The sequence below is a fragment of the Ottowia thiooxydans genome (genome assembly GCF_040548795.1).
GTDB classification, from domain to species: Bacteria; Pseudomonadota; Gammaproteobacteria; order Burkholderiales; family Burkholderiaceae_C; genus Ottowia; species Ottowia thiooxydans_A.
In genome coordinates, this window is record NZ_JBEPSH010000001.1 from 377,230 (window position 1) to 396,197 (window position 18,968).

General features: G+C 57.7%; 19 protein-coding genes. 10 read left to right on the top strand and 9 right to left on the bottom strand.

Translation table 11 applies throughout. From position 1 onward, the window contains the following. Window positions 1-159: 159 nt before the first annotated feature. Together ABIE13_RS01695 and ABIE13_RS01700 are read right to left on the bottom strand one after the other, a co-directional pair. Window positions 160-831 carry a DUF1028 domain-containing protein gene (locus ABIE13_RS01695; protein WP_354440584.1) on the bottom strand — a complete coding sequence of 224 codons (672 nt, stop codon included), beginning with the start codon at window positions 829-831 and terminating at the stop codon, window positions 160-162. Between the two features lie 30 nt (window positions 832-861). After that, a complete protein-coding gene (locus ABIE13_RS01700; RefSeq protein ID WP_354440585.1) occupies window positions 862-1,275 on the bottom strand; it encodes a RidA family protein in 414 nt (137 codons plus the stop codon). Between the two features lie 309 nt (window positions 1,276-1,584). Here ABIE13_RS01700 and ABIE13_RS01705 point away from each other — a divergent pair, with 309 nt between their 5' ends. From ABIE13_RS01705 to ABIE13_RS01715, 3 genes are all read left to right on the top strand, one after another. Then, window positions 1,585-2,610, top strand: a complete 1,026-nt coding sequence (locus tag ABIE13_RS01705; protein WP_354440586.1) for an ABC transporter substrate-binding protein — start codon at window positions 1,585-1,587, stop codon at window positions 2,608-2,610. 89 nt (window positions 2,611-2,699) lie between these two features. Continuing rightward, the gene (locus ABIE13_RS01710; protein WP_354440588.1) at window positions 2,700-3,548 is read left to right on the top strand and encodes an ABC transporter permease; all 849 of its coding nucleotides are present in this window, start codon (window positions 2,700-2,702) and stop codon (window positions 3,546-3,548) included. A gap of 3 nt (window positions 3,549-3,551) precedes the next feature. Further along, window positions 3,552-4,373 carry an ABC transporter permease gene (locus ABIE13_RS01715; protein WP_354440590.1) on the top strand — a complete coding sequence of 274 codons (822 nt, stop codon included), beginning with the start codon at window positions 3,552-3,554 and terminating at the stop codon, window positions 4,371-4,373. Between the two features lie 182 nt (window positions 4,374-4,555). Here ABIE13_RS01715 and phaP read toward each other — a convergent pair whose 3' ends face one another. Further along, complete coding sequence (phaP, locus tag ABIE13_RS01720; RefSeq protein ID WP_354440592.1) at window positions 4,556-5,110, bottom strand: TIGR01841 family phasin; 555 nt, start codon at window positions 5,108-5,110, stop codon at window positions 4,556-4,558. A gap of 391 nt (window positions 5,111-5,501) precedes the next feature. On the opposite strand from phaP, the gene ABIE13_RS01725 reads away from it, so the two are divergent. The 6 genes from ABIE13_RS01725 to ABIE13_RS01750 all read left to right on the top strand — a co-directional run bounded on the left by ABIE13_RS01725 (window position 5,502) and on the right by ABIE13_RS01750 (window position 12,622). Continuing rightward, complete coding sequence (locus ABIE13_RS01725; protein ID WP_354440594.1) at window positions 5,502-6,221, top strand: nitroreductase; 720 nt, start codon at window positions 5,502-5,504, stop codon at window positions 6,219-6,221. 63 nt (window positions 6,222-6,284) lie between these two features. Beyond that, window positions 6,285-7,478, top strand: a complete 1,194-nt coding sequence (pncB, locus tag ABIE13_RS01730; protein WP_354440595.1) for a nicotinate phosphoribosyltransferase — start codon at window positions 6,285-6,287, stop codon at window positions 7,476-7,478. Further along, window positions 7,475-8,884 (top strand): sodium:proton antiporter, encoded by a 1,410-nt coding sequence (locus ABIE13_RS01735; protein ID WP_354440597.1) that lies wholly within the window; start codon window positions 7,475-7,477, stop codon window positions 8,882-8,884. The genes pncB and ABIE13_RS01735 overlap by 4 nt, the downstream gene beginning before the upstream one ends. Before the next feature lie 29 nt (window positions 8,885-8,913). After that, window positions 8,914-9,915, top strand: a complete 1,002-nt coding sequence (locus ABIE13_RS01740) for a 2-hydroxyacid dehydrogenase (protein WP_354440599.1) — start codon at window positions 8,914-8,916, stop codon at window positions 9,913-9,915. A 137-nt stretch (window positions 9,916-10,052) separates the two neighbouring features. Beyond that, window positions 10,053-11,426, top strand: a complete 1,374-nt coding sequence (locus tag ABIE13_RS01745; RefSeq protein ID WP_354440600.1) for a DNA recombination protein RmuC — start codon at window positions 10,053-10,055, stop codon at window positions 11,424-11,426. Next, the gene (locus tag ABIE13_RS01750) at window positions 11,423-12,622 is read left to right on the top strand and encodes an MFS transporter (RefSeq protein ID WP_354440602.1); all 1,200 of its coding nucleotides are present in this window, start codon (window positions 11,423-11,425) and stop codon (window positions 12,620-12,622) included. Before ABIE13_RS01745 ends, ABIE13_RS01750 begins: the two co-directional genes overlap by 4 nt. Window positions 12,623-12,676: 54 nt before the next feature. Here ABIE13_RS01750 and ABIE13_RS01755 read toward each other — a convergent pair whose 3' ends face one another. The 5 genes from ABIE13_RS01755 to ABIE13_RS01775 form a co-directional block, all read right to left on the bottom strand. Beyond that, window positions 12,677-13,132: a RidA family protein gene (locus ABIE13_RS01755; protein WP_354440604.1), complete on the bottom strand. Its 456-nt coding sequence runs from the start codon at window positions 13,130-13,132 to the stop codon at window positions 12,677-12,679. Window positions 13,133-13,156: 24 nt separating this feature from the next. Then, the gene (locus ABIE13_RS01760) at window positions 13,157-14,110 is read right to left on the bottom strand and encodes a transglutaminase family protein (RefSeq protein ID WP_354440606.1); all 954 of its coding nucleotides are present in this window, start codon (window positions 14,108-14,110) and stop codon (window positions 13,157-13,159) included. After that, complete coding sequence (locus tag ABIE13_RS01765; RefSeq protein WP_354440608.1) at window positions 14,107-16,731, bottom strand: circularly permuted type 2 ATP-grasp protein; 2,625 nt, start codon at window positions 16,729-16,731, stop codon at window positions 14,107-14,109. The genes ABIE13_RS01760 and ABIE13_RS01765 overlap by 4 nt, the downstream gene beginning before the upstream one ends. A gap of 91 nt (window positions 16,732-16,822) precedes the next feature. Next, entirely contained in the window at window positions 16,823-17,428 is a 606-nt protein-coding gene (locus ABIE13_RS01770; RefSeq protein ID WP_354440610.1) for a hypothetical protein, read from the bottom strand. A gap of 74 nt (window positions 17,429-17,502) precedes the next feature. Then, a complete protein-coding gene (locus ABIE13_RS01775) occupies window positions 17,503-17,997 on the bottom strand; it encodes a hypothetical protein (RefSeq protein ID WP_354440612.1) in 495 nt (164 codons plus the stop codon). Between the two features lie 213 nt (window positions 17,998-18,210). On the opposite strand from ABIE13_RS01775, the gene ABIE13_RS01780 reads away from it, so the two are divergent. After that, a complete protein-coding gene (locus tag ABIE13_RS01780) occupies window positions 18,211-18,693 on the top strand; it encodes a sel1 repeat family protein (RefSeq protein ID WP_354440614.1) in 483 nt (160 codons plus the stop codon). Window positions 18,694-18,697: 4 nt separating this feature from the next. Here ABIE13_RS01780 and ABIE13_RS01785 read toward each other — a convergent pair whose 3' ends face one another. Further along, a complete protein-coding gene (locus ABIE13_RS01785; protein WP_354440616.1) occupies window positions 18,698-18,958 on the bottom strand; it encodes a DUF1272 domain-containing protein in 261 nt (86 codons plus the stop codon). Window positions 18,959-18,968: the final 10 nt, after the last annotated feature.

The window sequence follows — 18,968 nt, forward strand, 5'->3', positions numbered from 1 at the left end:
TTTCAAAAATACCAAACCGTTCACGCTAAGCCTGTCGAAGCTCCGCATGAGGCCACTTTGACGGACTCAGGACAGGCTTCGACCGGTTCAGCCCTAACGGCTCTTATCGAGCGACCGCAACTCGGTATCACCGGTCAGTGTAGCGACGCCATCGCAAGGTCAAAGATTTCCAGGAACGCCAAAGCTTGGCGCTGCGTGAGGATCCAATGCCCGCGTCACATAGTCTTTCAATTGGGGTTCGTACACTTTCCACGTGGCATAAAGGGCCTGAACCGGATCGTCTTCCACCCAGTCCAGCCGAAGGTCCACTACGGGCCAACTCTGATCGGCATAGACCAGCAAGCCAGCCGAATGCACAGGGCCTTCTTCGCCCCCTGCGGCCTGGCCGGCCAGCATGGCCTGCATCAGCCGCTCGGCCAAAGGCCCTTCAGCCCGCTCGAAGGCCAACAGCATCGCCTGCGGCACATCGGTGGTACGCAGCATATTGCCGGCGCACGCCGCATGCTCGCCTACCACACTGGCCAGGGTGCCCAAGGCTTGGGCTCCTGTAAATACCACCGGTGGATTGTGCGCATCTATGGCCATCAGCTGGCGATAGTCGATGAAGGGGCGTTTGCGTAGCTCCGCCAGTGCCTGCTCCGGGGTGAGGCCATCGGCCATCAGATCCAAAGCGAGCGGCCCGAGTTCGGGGTCGGTGATATTTTGGCTCGTTGCTGCGCCCACGCCCTTGCGCCCACGGATACAACGCGAGGCGACCGCTGGCGAAGATGAGGCAACGGCGGCGCCAAACTGTCCACTGGCAGGGCAACGCGCGATGATGGAAAAGGTCATGGTGGTTTTATCGCTCTGCGGTTTTACCGCTCAATCGGGAATGACGGCGGTTGCATCGATCTCCACCAGCCATTCCGGGCGGGCGAGGGCGGAGACCACGATGCCGGTCGATACAGGGAAAACGCCCTTCAGCCAGCGGCCCACCACACGGTAGACTGCTTCGCGATAGCGCGGATCGATGATGTAGATCGTAATCTTGCAGATGTGCTCAAGTTCACCACCAGCCTCCTTGAGCAGCATGGCGATGTTGGACATGGCCTGCTCAGCTTGCCCTGAGACATCGCCAATGCACACGCTCTCGGAGGTGTCAAGGTTTTGGCCGATCTGCCCACGCAGGAAAACTGTGCTGCCCCGGGCCACCACCGCCTGGCAGAGGTCGTTGTCGAGCTTTTGCTCCGGATAGGTGTCTTTTGTATTGAAGGTGCGGATGCGGGTGTGCTTCATGGTCGGACTCGCGAGCGTTGAAAAAAAGACTGAAGTGGACATGTTCGTGCGAGCCTGCCAATGGCGCCATTTGTATTTTCTGGCTGGCCGTTTAGGAATTTCCTACGCCGTGATGACGCCTATCAGCCCCATCGGGAAATTTGAGGCACCTGTATGTAAAAGGCGACTTGGCCGGAGCAGGTCTCTTTCCTCATCATCTGTCCTGTGATTTGAGTCAATGGTCGTTGGCCCGATTTATGCAAGTTCGCCTACGCCGCCGAGACTCTTTCCGTTCGGGCATATGTTCAACATTTCGATGAGGGATCAACAATGATTCGTAAGCTTTTGACGTTGTGCGTTTTATCCGCCACCCTGGGTGGCACGGGTGCATTTGCCCAGGACGCCCTGGTGGTGAGTACATGGGGCGGCAGTTTTCGCGATCTCATCGACGAGAACATAGGCAAGGAGTTCACGCGGCAGACTGGTGTGCCGGTGAAATATGTCACTGGAGGTACGATTGATCGCTTGAACAAAGCCAAGCTGGCCTCCAAGCCAGAGAGCGACATCACGTTCACGACGTCCCACGTCGGCTGGTTGTATGCCGATGGCAATCTCTTCGAGACGCTGGATACCAGCAAGATCCCCAACTACAGCCGTCTTGTAGACCGCGCCAAGATCAGCCCATTCCACATCGGCAGCTGGGCGTATGTGTACACCATTGGGTATCGCGCCGACATGGTGCCCCCCAGCGTCAAGTTCGAGAGCTGGAACGATCTGTGGAACCCTGCGCTGAAGGGCAAGATCAGCGCTCCTGATTTCGATCCGAGCCACATCATCGCGGTTTCGGCCATGTTGTCGGGCGCTGATGCCAAGTCATGGGAAAAAGGTCAGCAAAAACTGAAAGCGCTGAAACCCAATTTCAAGGCCTTCTACACCAATGATGCGAATGCACAGCAACTGATTGCCACGGGGGAGACGCCGGTCGAGGTCATCCTCTCGATGAACGCGTACCACATGGTCAACCAAGGGGTGCCAATCAAGGTGGTCATGCCTAAGGAAGGCGCCGTATTGGGCGTGGACACCATGGGCATCATGAAAGGCTCCACCAAGGCTGATCTGGCCTACAAGTTCATGAATATTGCCCTGTCGCCAGAAGTGCAATCGAAGATCGTCGCCTCCAAGAAAGCCAGTCCGGTCGTCGACAACGCCAAAGTCTCTGCGGAAGATGCCAAGCTGCCAGGTGTGTTCACCACCAAAGAGCAATGGTCCAAACAGGCGATCGTGATCGACGACAAGCTGCGCGCAGAGAAAACTGCCGAATGGCGCAAGTGGTTCACTGAAAACATCATGAACTGACCCTGATTCAGGTCGCCTGGCGAAAGATTCGAAAAGGCCTTGCCTTCGAATCCTTCGCCCTCGTTTGAACATAGGAAGAAGGTTTAGGAATGCGTTCCGATCCACGGGCCTGGCTGGTTTCACCAGCCATATTTATCGCGCTTTGCATCACGGTGTCATTGGTAGCGGTTCTGCAGTTCAGCTTCCGGGCATTCGTTCCCGGTTCCCTGGATGTGGGCGGGCTCACGCTGGAGAACTTCAGCGGGCTTGGCAAGTCGATCTATCTCGATGCGTTCTCCAACACCTTGCTCTTGAGTGTAGAGACGACGATCTTCTCTCTGCTGGTCGCTTACCCGCTGGCTTATGCTTTGGTGCGGGTGAGGAACCGTGCGCTCAAGTCCTTCATCCTGGTCGTTTCGATCACACCGCTGTTTCTGGGTGAGATCGTTCGCACCTATTCCTGGATCGCAGTGTTGGGCAGCAACGGATTCATCAATGGTGCCTTGCGAAAGCTCGGCCTGATTGAATGGCCGTTGGAATTGATGTTTACCCATTTTGGGGTGCTTGTGGCGCTGGTCCACGTGACGATCCCCGTGGTGGTGCTGATGCTTGCCACGGCGATTTCCCATATCAACCGAGATTATGAAAAAGCGGCCCAGAGCCTGGGTGCGGGCCCTGTGCGAACCTTTTTCACGATCACCTTGCCGCTTTCGATGCCCGGCATTCTGGCCAGCATCACGACCGCGTTTGCCTGGACTTTCAGCGCATTTGCGACGCCGCAGATGATAGGCGGCGGGCGCGTGCCGACGGTGTCCACGCTGGTGTATCAACTTGGCTTTTCTTCCATGAATTTCCCGCTGGCTGCCAGCTTGAGCGTGATGGGCCTGTTGCTGACGGCCGCTGCACTGTTTGCTCTGGGCCTGTTCACCAAACGTCTTCAAACCATTGGAGGGCACTGAAAAATGAAAATCCGCAGCTCCTTGCCCTTGCCATTGCGAATTGGCGGCCCCGCGCTGGTCGCGCTTTTAATGGCGTTCGTGCTTTTGCCGGTGGTGGTGGTCACTCTCGCCGCATTCAACGAGAAGGCTATTCTGTCTTTTCCACCTGACTCCTACTCCGTGAAATGGTTTGTGCGAGCCTTCAGCTACCCGGACTTTCGGGAGGGCTTCCGTGCCAGCCTGATCATCACCGGGTGGTCATCTGTCCTGGCGCTGGTAATTGGCACTTGCCTGTCCATAGCAGTCAAGCGGCTTGAATTCAAAGGCAAGAAGATACTTTTGGCCATCTTGCATTCGCCCTTGGTCGTGCCGCATTTCACACTGGGCCTGGGCTTGCTGATTCTGGTGTCCCAAGCCTCCATGCACCGCAGCTATGGCATCGTCATTCTCTGCCACGTCATGCTGGTCTTGCCTTTTGTGTTGAGAAGTGTCTACGTTTCAATGGAAAATCTGGACGAGCGCCTGGAGCAGGCCGCTGCCAGCTTGGGAGCATCGCCGATGAAGGTGATGTTCACGATCACGATTCCATTGCTGGCACCAGGACTCTTTGGTGGCTGGCTGTTTGCAGCCATCATGTCTTTCAGCGAATTCACCGCATCGCTCTTCGTGACGACTCAGGAGACACAGACGCTGCCAGTGGCCATGTACAACTATGTGCGCGAGTTCGCAGATCCCACTCTGGCAGCCCTCTCTGTGGTCTATATCGTGGTCACCGCCGCTGTGCTGGCTTTCGCCAACTACTTCCTGGGGTTGGGGAAGATTCTGAACATCGAAGACAACCATTGAAGCTTGGTGCGTCGGTGCTAGAGCGGTTAACGCTCTCAAGGCTGGAGCCAGTGGAAAAGAATGTCAGGAGTGCATTTTTTTCCACTGGGAGCTCCCTTGCCTGAGCAAGAAAGCTCGCCAGTCACTCAATTCAAGCCGGGTAGTTCAATCTTGCGGGAAGACCGCACGACCCAGGTGTTGAATTAACGAGTTTTCTTGGCAGCAGCAGTAGCGTTTTTGACAGCGCTGGTGGCGCTGGATGCCATGGCACTGTAGTTGGCTTCAGCGACGTCAGAAGCTTGTTTGACCGCCTTTTGAACGGATTCAAATGCGTTGCTGGCGGCAGCTACGGCGTTTTTCATGACGGCCACAGCAGTTTCAGAGCCGGCAGGTGCGTTTTTGGAAGCGTTTTCAACCAGAGTGGCGAACTGAGCTTGGCTTTCAGCCAATTTGCCTTCGAAGGCTTTGCTGAATTCGGCGCTGGTGTCCGAAGCGATGTCATACAGATGACGGTTGTAAGCAGCAGCTTTTTCCGCCAAAGGCTGGAACAGGTTGGCTTGTATGGCGAGAAGTTCTTGAGCGTCTTTGACGCTCAAGATGGTTTGTGTGTGGTTGGCGGACTCAGACAGAGCGGCTTTGGCAGCTGTCAGATTCAATTCGACCAGTTTCTCAACGCCTTGAAAGGCTTTGGTGGTCAAACCGTGCAGAGTTTCCAGGTTGGCTTTTTGCGAAGCAATGAGTTGTTCAGGTGTCAGCATATCCATCTCCAGGTTTTTAAACGAAAGGGGCTTGTTGCGCCGCTCTGAACCACTTCTTATGTTGCAGTGCAGCATTTAGGCGAATTCTAGGGCAGTGCAGCAGGGTTTCATAGGTATTTGCTGCGCCGCAGCATTCTTTAGATGAGCTCTTCTAAAACTGCGTGACTGGTTGATTCGAAGCGGGGCAGGCCTGCAGAGTCGCCGCATTTCCCCTGCGCCGATGTGCTTGTTCCTTCCACATAGGCCTTAACTCAATAGAGCGCTGGCAGAATGGAAGCACGAATGTGCAAGCCCGACTTCTGCGTGGTCGTCGTGACATTTCAGCTGGTCCGTAAGCGCGGCTACCAGCGGCAGCTTGCGAAATCCTTGAAAGCCGTTCTGGAAAAAACCAATGTCTCAATTGAATGCTTTGATCTCTGACCCCGCCAGCGTGGATGCCGCTATAGAGAATCGGTTTTGCGTTCGTGCGTTTTTGCCTGACCAAGTGCCGCGCACGATGTTGGAAGAAATCTTGCGGGTGGCCAGCCGTGCGGCTTCGGGTTCAAACGCACAGCCCTGGAAGGTCTACGTGCTGCAAGGCGACGCAAGAGCAGGCTTGATCGAGAAAGTGTGTGCCGCCCATGATGCCTTGCGAGATCACCCTGAGCTCGAGTCGAAGTTCCGTCCCGATTACGACTACTACCCCAGACAATGGGTGGAACCCTATCTGTCACGGCGCAGACAAAACGGATGGAGCCTGTATGGCTTGCTGGGTATTGCCAAAGGGGAGAACGAGAAGATGCATGCCCAGCATCAGCGCAACTATCGGCTCTTCGATGCTCCCGTGGGCCTGATGTTCACGGTAGATCGAGTCATGGGGCAGGGCAGTCTGGTCGATTACGGCATGTTCATTCAAAACCTCATGGTGGCCGCGCGTGCGCGTGGGCTGCACACCTGCCCGCAAGCGGCGTGGAACAATTATTCGAGCATCGTGATGGAACATATTGGTGCGGGGGGTGAGGAAATGCTGGTGTGCGGCATGGCCTTGGGGTATGCGGACGAGTCTGCGCCCGTCAACGAATTCCGCACACCGCGCGACCCCGTGCAGGCATTCACGCACTGGCTGGAGTAACTGTCCCGGCGGTGGCTCAGGCTACACTGCGTTGATACTCGGACACTCAGAGAGACAAGCGCCATGCCCGGCATCATTCAGAGCCTGCTAGACACCGATCTTTATAAATTCACGATGATGCAGGCAGTACTGCATCAGTTCCCAGGGGCGCAGGTCGAATACAAGTTCAAATGCCGTTCACCGAATGTGCAATTGACACCCTTCATTGACGAGATCCGGGACGAAATTCGCCAGCTGTGCGAATTGCGATTCACTGATGACGAACTTGATTACATGCGCTCCATGCGCTTTATCAAGAGTGATTTCGTTGATTTTCTGGGGTTGTTCAGGCTGAATGAAAAGTACATCACGCTCACGCCTTTGGACAATGGTGAAATAGACATTCGTGTGAAAGGCCCCTGGCTGCATACGATCATGTTCGAGATACCGGTGCTGGCCATCGTGAGCGAAGTGTATTTCCGTAACACGCAGCCGGATCTGGATTGGGCGGAAGGCCGCCGTCGGCTGGCCGCCAAAATCGCCATGCTGCGAACCCAAGGTCTGCAGGACCTGAAGATTGCAGACTACGGCACGCGTCGGCGCTTTTCACGCCAGTGGCATTTTGAGGTCGTCCAAACGCTGAAAGCTGAACTCGGCACTGAGGGTCCCAATGGCCAGTTCACAGGCACCAGCAATGTCTTGTACGCCAAAGAGCTGGGACTTCGTCCCATGGGCACCATGGCGCACGAGTATCTGCAAGCCTGCCAGGCGCTGGGTCCCAGGCTGCGCGACAGCCAGGTGTTCGCATTTGAAAAGTGGGCGCAGGAATACCGGGGAGATTTGGGCATCGCGCTGTCCGACGTCTACGGAATGAATGCCTTCCTGCGTGACTTCGATATGTATTTCTGCAAGCTGTTCGACGGTGCGCGGCATGACTCCGGCGACCCATTCAACTGGGGCGAGCGCATGATCGAACATTACCAGGCCAACCGATGCGACCCCCGGACCAAGACCATCATCTTCAGTGACGGTTTGAGCATTCCACGTTGCAAGGAGCTTTTCGAGCGTTTCTCCGGCCGTATCCAGGTGGCTTTCGGCGTGGGTACCAACCTCACCAATGATCTCGGGCCAGACGCGTTGCAGATCGTTTTGAAGATGGTCAAATGCAATGGTCAACCGGTGGCGAAAATTTCAGATACCCCCGGGAAGACCATGGTGGAAGATGAGGGGTATCTCACCTACCTGCGCCAGGTTTTTGAAATAGAGGCGCCGCAATGACGTTTGGCCGCTCTCTTGGGATAGGTGCATTTGCGTGCCTTGCGGCGTTGCCCGCGTCGGCCGCTGCATTGGATGGCGCCGCACTGTCACCTCTGTGGGGTCTGCCATTTGCCGGCATATTGTTGTCCATTGCGCTCCTGCCGTTGCTGGCCCCCAGCTTCTGGCATCACCATTTTGGCAAAGTCACTGCAGCCTGGGCGTTAGCTTTTTTCGTTCCATTTGCGCTCACCTTCGGGGCCGCCACTGCAGGTGCTGGGTTCGTACATGCGTTATTAGGTGAATACATCCCGTTCATCTTGCTGCTGACTGCGTTGTTCGTGGCTTCCGGCGGTATCTACATTCGGGGCAACCTGCACGGTACTCCGTTGCTCAATACCGGCATTTTGGCGGTCGGCGCTGTTCTGGCGAGCATCATGGGCACCACGGGGGCGTCCATGCTGCTCATACGCCCCTTGATCCGCGCCAACGATAACCGCAAGAGCTGCATGCACGTGGTCGTCTTTTTCATTTTCATCGTGAGTAACATTGGAGGCTCACTGACACCGCTGGGCGATCCACCCTTGTTCCTGGGCTTTCTTAAAGGGGTCACCTTTTTCTGGACGGCAGGTCATATTCTGGGCGAAACGCTGTTTTTGATAGTCAGCCTGTTGGTCATATTCTTTGTGCTGGACAGCTGGCTGTATCGCAAGCAAGGGATTGTCAAACCGGATCCTACGCCCGATACCGCTGCATTCGGTTTCGATGGCGCCATCAATTTCTGGTTTTTGCTGATCATCATGGGTCTGGTGCTGATGAGCGGCATGTGGAAAAGTGACATCGTGTTTGACGTTGCGGGCACGCCATTGGCATTGCCGAGCATCGTGAGGGATTTAGGCTTGGTTGCGGTCGCAGTTGCATCCCTGTATGTGACCCCTGCCAAGGTGCATGCCGACAACCAGTTCAGTTGGGGTCCGATGTTGGAAGTAGCCAAGCTGTTCGCCGGTATATTTTTGACCATTATTCCGGTCATTGCCATGCTTCAGGCGGGAACAGAGGGTCCTTTCAGCGCAGTGGTTCGCGCGGTGACTCGAAGCGATGGTTCCCCAGATCCCGTGATGTATTTCTGGATGACCGGCTTGCTTTCTTCCTTTCTGGACAACGCGCCCACCTACCTGGTGTTTTTCAACACAGCGGGTGGCGATGCGCAGGTGCTGATGACCACGTTTGCACCAGCGCTCGCAGCGATCAGCGCCGGCGCCGTCTACATGGGCGCCAACACCTATATTGGCAACGCACCCAATCTCATGGTCAAGTCGATCGCGGAGGACCGCGGCGTGCGCATGCCGAGTTTCTTTGGGTACATGCTGTGGAGCGTCGGAATTCTGGTTCCGCTGTTCCTTCTTCTGACTTTTATATTCATCCGTTGACGACGGAAATTGCACAAAGGATTTATGGGATGAGCAAGCCTCGTATTTTGATAGCACGCGCCATGTTTCCGGAGACCATAGAAAAGCTCTCTGAATATTTTGAGGTCGAATCCAACCAGGAAGACATTGCGTGGTCGCAAGATGAGTTTGCGCGCCATCTTCAAGATAAGCAGGGTGTGTTTACCACCGGAAGCGACCGCATAGACGCAGACTTGCTTGCAAAGTGCCCGCAGTTGAAGATCTGCGCCAATATGGCAGTGGGCTACAACAATTTCGACCTGGCCGCCATGACGGCCGCTGGTGTGCTGGGCACCAATGCACCGGGCGTACTCAATGAAACGACGGCTGACTTTGGTTTTGCATTGCTTATGGCTGCCGCGAGGCGAGTGAGCGAGAGCGAACACTGGTTACGTGCGGGGCAGTGGGACCGCTGGCGCTACGATTTGTTTGCCGGAACCGATGTGCATGGCTCCACGCTGGGCATCATCGGCATGGGGCGTATCGGCCAAGGTATTGCGCGCCGCGGAGCACATGGCTTTGGCATGCAGGTGATTTATCACAACCGCTCGAGGCTGGACGCTGCCACCGAGGCCGAGTGCAAAGCCCGCTACGTGAGCAAGGAAGAACTGCTCCGCACAGCAGACCACGTCGTTCTGGTGGTCCCTTTTACGCCCGAATCTCGCCATACGATAGGGGCCAGCGAACTGGCCATGATGAAACCCACGGCCACGCTGGTCAATGTGGCGCGCGGCGGCATCGTGGACGACGTGGCCCTGGCAGCGGCACTTAAGGACAAGCGAATTGCAGCTGCAGGGCTGGACGTGTTCGAAGGTGAACCCAAAGTCCATCCGGACCTTCTCACTGTTCCCAACATCGTTTTGACACCCCATATCGCGAGCGCTTCCATGGCTACGCGCCTGGCCATGGCTGACCTGGCCGCGGACAATCTCATCGGGTTTTTGATCCACGGCAAACCGCTGACGCCTCTCAATCAGGAGGTTATGGGTGGTGGGGACTCCATCGGTGCCTGAGAGTGCACCGGGGGCTTGATGGGGTGCTTCTTAAAAATCCCCCTTGTGGTGCATAAAAACGGCTCCCAGACTATGATCAGGAGTACGGCGAAACTTTAGAACAACCGTTTGTCCTGCGAGCCGTTGCATCCGCACGAATGTTGTCAGAACTCCCCTTATTTTTCTGGGTCCTCCTCGCTGGGCTGCTGTTTAACGGCGTGCTGCTTTTGGTGATGATGTTGCGCAAGCCGCAACGCCCTGAAGATGTGGCTTCACGCCATGAAGTGTTTCAGTCAGTCAGTCAGTCATCTGAGCGCCTTGAGCGCGAGCTCCGTCATGAAGTTACCGCATCGGCCAGAGACGGGCGGCAGGAGTTCATGCAAGTCCTCGGGACTTTTCAGCGCGCGCTGACTCAGCAGAGCGCAGAGGCCACGCGAACCCAAAACACCCAGATGGATGCATTTGGCCAGCAGTTGGCCCTGTTGCAGAAAACGCTTGCAGACACCTTGGCCACTCAGCTTCAGGCTGTGGGGGAGGGCAATGCACGCCGGCTGGGCGAAGTCCGGGCCACTCTGGAGACTCAGCTTAAAAGCATGCAGGAAAGCAATGCGGCCAAGCTGGACGAAATGCGCCGCACGGTGGATGAGAAGCTTCAGGCTACTCTGGAGACTCGGCTGGGTGAAAGTTTCCGGCAAGTGGCGGACCGGCTGGAGCAGGTGCACAAGGGCCTGGGTGAGATGCAGACACTGGCGCAAGGCGTGGGTGATTTGAAGCATTTGCTCACCAATGTCAAGTCGCGCGGAATCTTCGGAGAGGCCCAGTTGGCGGCCCTCCTGGAGCAGGTGTTCGCTCCGGAGCAATACGCGGCCCAGCAGATCACGCGGCCTGGCTCGAAAAACCCGGTCGACTTTGCCATCCGCTTGCCGGGGCGCGGTACCGATGGCATACCCGTCTGGCTCCCGATTGATGCCAAGTTCCCTAACGAAGACTACGAGCGCTTGCTGGACGCGCAGCAGCGTGCTGATGCCCTTGGGGCAGAAGCCGCCGGTAAATCCCTGGAGAACCGCATTCGCCTGGAAGCCCGGTCCATTGCAGACAAGTACATCCAACCGCCCCACACCACGGACTTCGCCATTTTGTTTTTGCCTACGGAGGGGCTGTATGCTGAAGTACTGCGGCGGCCCGGTCTGATGGAAGCATTGCAGCGAGAGCATCGCGTCACCCTGGCTGGCCCCACCACCTTGCTGGCCATGCTCAACTCCTTGCAAATGGGCTTTCGAACCCTGGCACTTGAACAGCGCAGCAGTGAGGTCTGGCAGGTTCTGGGAGCCGTCAAGACGGAGTTCGGGAAATTTGGCGATGTGCTCTCGCGCGTCAAGGAGCAGACACAGACCGTGCTGAACACTTTGGACAAAGCCCAGACCCGCAGCAATGTCATGAACCGCGCCTTGCGGCAGGTCGAGGCATTGCCCGACCATGAAGCCCAAGGCCTGTTACCGGCAGATCCGGACATGGAGCGACCCCCTGCATGACAGGACGTGAATTGCTGCGCATGGTTGCGGCCCAGGTCTGCGTGCACGGGGTAATGACCGGTACGCGTTTGGCAGCCCCGCTGTTGGCGCTTCAAATCGGGTATAGCGCGGCACAGGTGGGTGTGATGCTGGCGCTCTTTGCCCTCTCGCCCGTATTGCTGGCGCTGTCTGCTGGCAGATTGGCTGACAAGCATGGCCTGCGTCTACCTATGCACCTGGCTATCGGTGGTGCCACTTTAGGTGCCGGTATAGCGGCTATATGGCCCATTTTCCCCGTTCTTTGTGTTTCAGCGCTGCTGACAGGTGCGGCCGCCGCCACCACACAAATCTCCATGCAGCGTCACGTAGGGCGGGCTGCAAAGAATACGAGCGAGTTGAAAGCGGTGTTCAGCTGGATGGCCATTGCGCCAGCCCTGGGCAATTTCCTGGGTCCATTGATCGCTGGAGTTGTGATTGACCATGCCGGTCCCGAACCTGCGCATGAATGGGGCTTTCGTGCAGCCTTCGCCGTTCTGGCACTGATGCCCCTGATTACCCTCTGGCTGCTGCGGGGCGCACACGAAGCTCCACCTGAGCCTTCCGAAGAAGCCCCGGCAGACCGCTCGGTATGGGATCTCTTGAGCGTACCGCAGCTTCGTTTGCTGCTCCTGGTGAACTGGATGCAGTCGGCGGCCTGGGATGTGCACACATTCGTGGTGCCTATTCTTGGGCATGAACGAGGCATGTCGGCCTCCACGATTGGTGTCTTGCTGGGCGTGTTTGCTGCGGCAGCAGCAGCCGTGCGCGTGGTGCTGCCCATCTTGAGTGAGCGGGTTCCTGAATGGGGCGTCGTTTTGGTCTCGACGGTGGTGGCCGCGTGTGCATTGGTCGCTTACCCGCTCACTCCGGGGGCCGTATCGATGGGCGTGTGTTCTGCCGTGCTCGGTGTAGCGCTGGGGGCAGTTCAACCGATGATCATGAGCGTGCTCCATCAGATCACGCCACCCAATCGCCAAGGAGAGGCCATGGCGCTGCGGATCATGACGCTCAACTTTTCCAGCTTTCTGATGCCGATGTTGTTCGGCTCGCTAGGAGCCGTGCTGGGAGTGAGCGGCCTGTTCTGGCTGATCGGTGGCCTGCTGGTCGTTGGCGCTCCCTCGGTCAAAGGCTTGCGCGTGGATGAAACGCCTCACGAGCGGCCTGGCGATCCGCGTTGATTCCTTAGAGTGTGTTCGTATTGAACATCTGCGCGACCTCGAGAGGACCAGGCTTTACTCGACTTCTGCGATCAGTTCAATTTCAACGCAAGCACCCAGGGGGATCTGAGCCACGCCGAAGGCACTGCGTGCGTGTTTGCCCGCTTCGCCAAAGATTTCGCCAATCAAGTCTGAGCAGCCATTGGTGACCAGATGCTGTTCGGTGTAGTCCGGCGTTGAGTTCACCAGGCTCATCACCTTGACGATTCTCTTGACCTTGTTCAGGTCTCCTACCGCCGCGTGGAGAGTGCCAAGCAGGTCAATGGCAATGGCTCGTGCGGCGGCCTGGCCGTCCTGCGTAGTGAGGTTCTTACCGAGTTGTCCAACCCAGGGCTTGCCGTCCTTGCGGGCAATATGGCCCGATAAGAACACAAGTTTTCCAGTCTGAACAAAAGGCACGTAAGCCGCTGCGGGGACGGCTACGGGAGGAAGTGTGATACCAAGTTGCTGGAGTTTCTGTTCAATGCTCATGGGTCTTTTCGTCAAGGTTGGAGATCAATAGGGCGTCAAAGGCAATGCAATCGGGGGCGCATCGGCCAGCGTGAGAGCCTCGAAGGGCTCCACTGTAACGCCGACGCTCAGTTCATGATCACCCAGGCCCTGGATGACACCCCGCATGGGGGAGATGTCCGCATAGTCACGGCCAACGGCCAGCCGGACATAGTCTTCGCCGGGGGTACCCCAGCCATCACGGTGGTTGGTGGGGCAGAGGTCGTACCACCCATGCCCGCCGTTTTTCGCGGCCACATCGGGCAGAAACACAGAGACCCAAGCGTGCGAAGCGTCGCTGCCCACAAGGCGAGGCATGCCGGGCGGCGGCTGCGTCAGCAGGTATCCGCTCACATACCGGGCCGGCAGGCCGATGGAGCGCAGACAGGCCAGCATCACTTGTGAAAAGTCCTGGCATACGCCACGCCTGTTGGCAAGTGCTTCTGCGGCCGGGGTGTTGATTTCCGTGCTGTCGGAAGCGTATGTGAATTCGGTGTGGATGCGGTGCATCAGGTCTCGAGCTGCATCGATCAAGGGCACACCTGGCTGAAAGGAAGGCCGGGCGTAGTCTGCAAAGGCCGGCCCAGGATGCACGTAGACCGATGGGTAGACAAACTCGGCTGCCGGGTGCCACTGGATGTCTGCATGGTAGATGAAGGCATCCCGAACGGCTTCCCACGTCATCAGGCTGGTGACTGGCTCAGGCCGACTCGTATTCACCAGGGTTGTGGCGCGTACGGTCAGGGACGCATGCGGCTGGTCTATTTCAAAAAACGCACGAACATTGCGGTAGACATCGAGGCGCTCATTGAGCACGACGGGTTCCGGAATGACCTGTAGCTGATAGTCAATGCGCTCCTGGCAACGCGCATGCGGGGGTTTGAGGAACGCCATATGCAGGGCCATCTCCACAGCGGTGGAGTAGCTGTAGCAGGTGTCGTGCGTAATGCGCAGTCTCATGCTCCGACACTCCGTCCAGCAACACCGGTATGGGTGAAGTGCCTCAGGCTGATTTCGCGCGACAAGCCAGTGCCCGTGCCGATGCAGTGCGCCAGGTGGGCCTGAAGGTGGGTGAAATCACCAATTTCGTTGGCCTCGCAAAGCCTGGGCAGATCTTCCGGCGAGAGCGGGCGCAGAAGGAGTGAAAGATCTTCCAGGTTCGCCACGTCGTGCCGGTGAAGGTGGCTCAGCAGGGTATTGAGTTCAAGCGTCACCCAGCCTAAAGACCTTGGGTTCTGGTGGTTCATGACCACGTGCTCGATCAAGGCTGCGATAGCCCGGCTTCGTTGATACCGGGAGTGGAATGAAATACTGGAGTCGAACAACTCCAGCACCACACCAAAACCTGCGGCATCGTGCACGGCATTGGTGTAGAACCCTTTCGAAAGCGCGTCCGCCAAGTGGGTGAGCCGCTCTATCTGCCGTCCAACAATCAAAAGGCGCCAACCGTCGTCGCGCCACATGCTGTCGTTCTGAGCGCCCGTGATGCCTGCCAGGGACTTGCCGCATCGAACCAGAGCGCGAAGTGCGTCAGAGCTGGAAGGGTGGCTGCCTGTCCACTCGCCGCAGTCTGCCAGGAAGCTTTCTTCAGCCTCTTTGATGAGGCTCCAATGCTCAGGAGAGAGGCGCTCTCGCAAGGTCGAGCCTGCCTGACGCAGCGCATGCAAGGTGTAGCCTACGCTGGGCGTCTGGGTGTCACCGAGCGAGCGTATCAGTGCGTTTTCAAACGCATATCGGTCGTCGAGCGGAGAGGGCGTGTCTTCCGGCACCAGACCGGCGGACTCTGCCAGTTGGCCCAGCCACATGAGCAAGGGGTAGGAGGGCTCTTCGTCGCCGTCAAGCGCTTGCAGGATGATGCGCGCCAGCCGCGCGCTGTTTTCCGCTCGCTCTGTGTAGCGCCCCAGCCAGTACAGATTTTCGGCTGCACGGCTTGTGACGAGGCGCTCTCGCTGCACCAGAGCCGTGGCTGAAGGCGTCATGGCGACCAAGGATGGTTGGTCGGCTTCCAGGTCCTCGTAGAGAGGCTCATCGTTCAAGACCCAGGTGTCTGCGCTGCTGCCGCCCATCGCCATGCTGGCAAGCCCGGCACTGGCACTGACCAGGCGCGTCATTCCGCCTGGCAGCACCTGCCACGAACGGACGCCATCGCTGACTGCGAAGACCCGCAAGATGGCTGAACGCGGGACGATGGCGGGGGCCTGGTGGTCGGCACGCCATGTCGGCATCTGTGACGGGGGCAGGTAAGCCTGTACGGTGTGCTCATCGGGGGCGCGCTTGATGCTCTCTGCCCATGACTCCAGCACCCTGGGGCTCATCAGACGGCCCACACCGGCCTGGAATGTTCCACGAGACAAAGACCACGGGTAGGTGGCCTTGATGACGCAGCGGTCAAGTTTGGGCAGGACCTCTCTCATGGCTGCTGGCTCGCCGCACCACCAGGTGTGAAGGGCTGGCAATTTCAGCTCCTCTCCCAGCAGGTGCCTTGCCAGGGAGGGCAGGAAGCCCAGCAATGCGCTGGATTCCAGAAACCCTGCTCCCGGTGAGTTGGCCAGCAATACGTTGCCCGCTCGCACGGCCTGCAACAGTCCAGGAACACCCAGGCGAGAGTCTGGGCGCATTTCCAACGGATCAATGAACGCGTCGTCTACGCGCTTGATAAGGCAGTGCACAGGCTGCAGGCCGCCCAGAGTTTTCAAGTACAGGCGTTCGTTTCGGACGGTCAAATCGCCCCCGGTCACCAGGGTAACGCCCAGATAGCGTGCCAAATACGACTGCTCAAAATAGGTTTCGTTATTCGGGCCCGGCGTTAGCATGGCGATATGCGAATCCGCCCCGGCCGACGAGAGGCGTTTCAGGTTTTCTATGAGGGAACGGTAGGTGGCAGCCAGCCGCCGCACGTTCATGGCTTGAAATGCGCGCGGAAACTGGCTGCTAACGGCCAGACGATTCTCCAGAAGATAGCCCAGCCCGGAAGGTGCCTGGGTTCGCTGGGAAACTACCCACCAGTGGCCATTGGGTCCGCGGGCGAGGTCGAATGCAGCGATGTGCAGATGCATGCCTCCGACCGGCGGGGCACCGTGCATGGAGCGTAAATACTCCGGGTGGCCCTGCACCAGTGCGGCAGGCAGAAGACCGTCCTTCAATAGCCTGCGCTCGCCATAAACATCTCCCATGACGGTGTCAAGGAGACGAACGCGCTGCAATACGCCCGCTTCTATACGACGCCAATCTTCCGAGGTAATCAGAAGCGGGAACAAATCCAACGGCCATGGCCGCTGCATATTGATTTCGTCTGCGTAGACGTTGTAGGTGACGCCGTTGTCGCGCAATTGCCGGGTAAGAAGCGCAGACCGGCGATTGAGCGTATTCCACCCCTCGTCGCCCAGTTGATTGAAGAACTGGGCCCAAGCCGGGGCTAGCGGTACATTGCCGTCGACCGAGACTGAGGCGCCTTGCGCGGCTGACCTCGCGTGCAGCTCATCGTAGTGACCAGCGTCGGCCACAGGGAAGCGGCCCGTGGCTGGTAATGCGAGCGCGTCAGGGGAGGGCGAAATCGAAGGCGAAGGAAATTCGCTATTCAAAGCTCGTGTGTCGCTGAATTTTTCAACAGGACCATTCTCTCACTTCAAGCACCACATGTTTGAATAGCGGCACTTAATCGCCTCACTGGCTTCACTGGCCCGTCAGTTCAAGGTAGGCTTGACGCGTCTCAGGGGAGACAGAGGCCAATACCTTCTCATACGGAGTTTGATGGCGAGCCAGCAAGCGCGCAGAAGCGACAGCGCGTGATTTGCAGAACCAGTGACAGGTATGTTGCATCAGCAGCAGTTCCGCCATCATGGTGAATGCCTTGTCGCGCGCGGAAAGGCCTTTGGCGTTGGTGGCTACGCGGGTAAAGCCCTCTGAATGGATAACAAAAGCTTTGCGGGCATCGAAGCAAAACGCGGGCAACAAGCGGGTCGCCAGGGGCAGGGTCAGCGCGAGCTTGCTGACACGGGTGTGCGACTCATCCAGCTTGGCAAAGCTCTTCGCGAAGCTTGCAAACTGATCGCCCAGTTGCGCCTCGGAGCTATCGAACAGTCCCCAGATCTGATCGCGCCTGGCCTGATCGCTCTCGCCCAAGGCTCTCAAATACCCATCGGCCAAGGTTTCCATCAATCGCTCGATATTGAATTGGTGGAGGTGAACACCCAGCAAGGCAATGCGCTTTCGCTGTTCGGATGCGATGAGCATGTACACAGCCATGCCGGCCAGAAACGCCAGGAGAAAGGAGTCCATCGAAAATTTGCTGCTAGACGCGGTCAGTCACGCGGTCAGTCTGAAAAAGGGTGAATGGTAGGAGTTTACGAAGTTCAGCTGGAGGTGTTTGCCGCGGTGGCTTCAAATAGCTTGATCTGGCGCCACTGCTCATCCGATAGCGCCGCAAATTCCGGATCTTTCTTGAGTTCTGTTTCTATGTCGGCAGTGGGAAAACCAAACGGTGTTCCAAAAGCCGGCGCATGGGGACATTGTGAAACGAGAGCGTTCCAGGCGTCGCTGCCGCTCATGCCTTCGGAGGCAGCCACAAAGGAGGTCGGGATCCAGGCGGGCAAATTTCCGCCCGGCGACACGGCGTCTACAGCCAGCATTCGTGCAATGGCCAGCTTCGCTTGAGGCGTAGCCTTGGCGCCCACGCACCTGGCGCCAGCCAGGCGTTCAGCAGCCTTCTGCTCCACTTTAGCTTGCGCGAGTTCCGTCGCGTTGCTTTTGGAGCCATCGCAGGCGGCAAGCAAGGTCATGGCACAGACCCCACCCGCCACCGAGGCGAGTTTGATGGCCCTAAGGAGTGCGTATCCGGCTTCCCGCATGCTTGACAATTTCCTGGCTAGAGCTTCCGCAATCAGCCGCTTATGCACAAGGCAAACCCCAAGGATTCAGCCTGAGCAATCCTTATCGGAGCCTTCGGTTCATCCGAAGGAACGGCGGCAAAAACCGCATTGTGCTTGAAGGGCGCCACCTGTCCAATCAGTAGAAGGCACCTATCTCGAGCCACGGTGGCTCTAATTCCAAAGGAAGAAAAAATGAAAAAAACCTGTCCCGCACGTCTGCCAGGCATTCTTGATCGGGGCGTGCCTGATGTCCATGCAAGACCGCTCACTTGGGGCATAGCGTTGATGATGGCGGTGTTCACCGCGAACGCTCAGCCAATGCCCAAGGAACTCGAGACTGAGAAACATTCGTTGGCTCTGGCATTTCCGGACCAGCTCTACCAATTGGCGCTTGAGGCCCGCACTGAGCGCGACTACCCCAGGATGCTGGCGCTGCTGCGAAGTGCAGCAACCCGAGGCGACCGGGACGCTCAGGAGCTCCTGGCCGGAATACTACTGGCCGGGTCTACTGTGTATGGGCCCAAGGTGAAGACCGACTTCTGCGAAGCAGCGTATTGGATTGCCAAGGCAAGAGAGCGCGGAAGCATTGCGGCAGATAACCAGACGCTTGTGCTTAACAACATGCACTCTGTGCGTGGAGGCCGGAAGTCCTGCGAGGGGAAAAGTTTCTCTTGATGATTTAAGCAGTTTGCTCCGCGGCGGTCCCTGTACATCCGTGGGCTTTGAGCACACGCTGTGTGGACGCGGGGTATTTTTCGAGCTTCGCATCAGGCCGGCGTGGACGAGCAACCAGTTCCCCGCCGCAATTGGGGCACAGGCCGTGAAGCACCTCATCCGCGCATGCAGGGCAGAAAGTGCATTCGAATGAGCAAATTCTCGCTTCAGCTGCCGGCGGAAGATCCTTGTCGCAGCATTCGCAGTTGGGTCTGAGGCTAAGCATGGTGTGCAGA

What these genes read in the sequence shown, in the direction of transcription:
- ABIE13_RS01760 (WP_354440606.1), bottom strand. Translation starts at nt 14,110, where the DNA reads ATGAGACTGCGCATTACGCACGACACCTGCTACAGCTACTCCACCGCT.
- phaP (WP_354440592.1), bottom strand. Translation starts at nt 5,110, where the DNA reads ATGCTGACACCTGAACAACTCATTGCTTCGCAAAAAGCCAACCTGGAA.
- ABIE13_RS01700 (WP_354440585.1), bottom strand. Translation starts at nt 1,275, where the DNA reads ATGAAGCACACCCGCATCCGCACCTTCAATACAAAAGACACCTATCCG.
- ABIE13_RS01745 (WP_354440600.1), top strand. Translation starts at nt 10,053, where the DNA reads ATGTTGTCAGAACTCCCCTTATTTTTCTGGGTCCTCCTCGCTGGGCTG.
- ABIE13_RS01785 (WP_354440616.1), bottom strand. Translation starts at nt 18,958, where the DNA reads ATGCTTAGCCTCAGACCCAACTGCGAATGCTGCGACAAGGATCTTCCG.
- ABIE13_RS01750 (WP_354440602.1), top strand. Translation starts at nt 11,423, where the DNA reads ATGACAGGACGTGAATTGCTGCGCATGGTTGCGGCCCAGGTCTGCGTG.
- ABIE13_RS01755 (WP_354440604.1), bottom strand. Translation starts at nt 13,132, where the DNA reads ATGAGCATTGAACAGAAACTCCAGCAACTTGGTATCACACTTCCTCCC.
- ABIE13_RS01705 (WP_354440586.1), top strand. Translation starts at nt 1,585, where the DNA reads ATGATTCGTAAGCTTTTGACGTTGTGCGTTTTATCCGCCACCCTGGGT.
- ABIE13_RS01725 (WP_354440594.1), top strand. Translation starts at nt 5,502, where the DNA reads ATGTCTCAATTGAATGCTTTGATCTCTGACCCCGCCAGCGTGGATGCC.
- ABIE13_RS01770 (WP_354440610.1), bottom strand. Translation starts at nt 17,428, where the DNA reads ATGGACTCCTTTCTCCTGGCGTTTCTGGCCGGCATGGCTGTGTACATG.
- ABIE13_RS01710 (WP_354440588.1), top strand. Translation starts at nt 2,700, where the DNA reads ATGCGTTCCGATCCACGGGCCTGGCTGGTTTCACCAGCCATATTTATC.
- ABIE13_RS01695 (WP_354440584.1), bottom strand. Translation starts at nt 831, where the DNA reads ATGACCTTTTCCATCATCGCGCGTTGCCCTGCCAGTGGACAGTTTGGC.
- ABIE13_RS01740 (WP_354440599.1), top strand. Translation starts at nt 8,914, where the DNA reads ATGAGCAAGCCTCGTATTTTGATAGCACGCGCCATGTTTCCGGAGACC.
- ABIE13_RS01775 (WP_354440612.1), bottom strand. Translation starts at nt 17,997, where the DNA reads ATGCGGGAAGCCGGATACGCACTCCTTAGGGCCATCAAACTCGCCTCG.
- ABIE13_RS01735 (WP_354440597.1), top strand. Translation starts at nt 7,475, where the DNA reads ATGACGTTTGGCCGCTCTCTTGGGATAGGTGCATTTGCGTGCCTTGCG.
- ABIE13_RS01715 (WP_354440590.1), top strand. Translation starts at nt 3,552, where the DNA reads ATGAAAATCCGCAGCTCCTTGCCCTTGCCATTGCGAATTGGCGGCCCC.
- ABIE13_RS01780 (WP_354440614.1), top strand. Translation starts at nt 18,211, where the DNA reads ATGAAAAAAACCTGTCCCGCACGTCTGCCAGGCATTCTTGATCGGGGC.
- pncB (WP_354440595.1), top strand. Translation starts at nt 6,285, where the DNA reads ATGCCCGGCATCATTCAGAGCCTGCTAGACACCGATCTTTATAAATTC.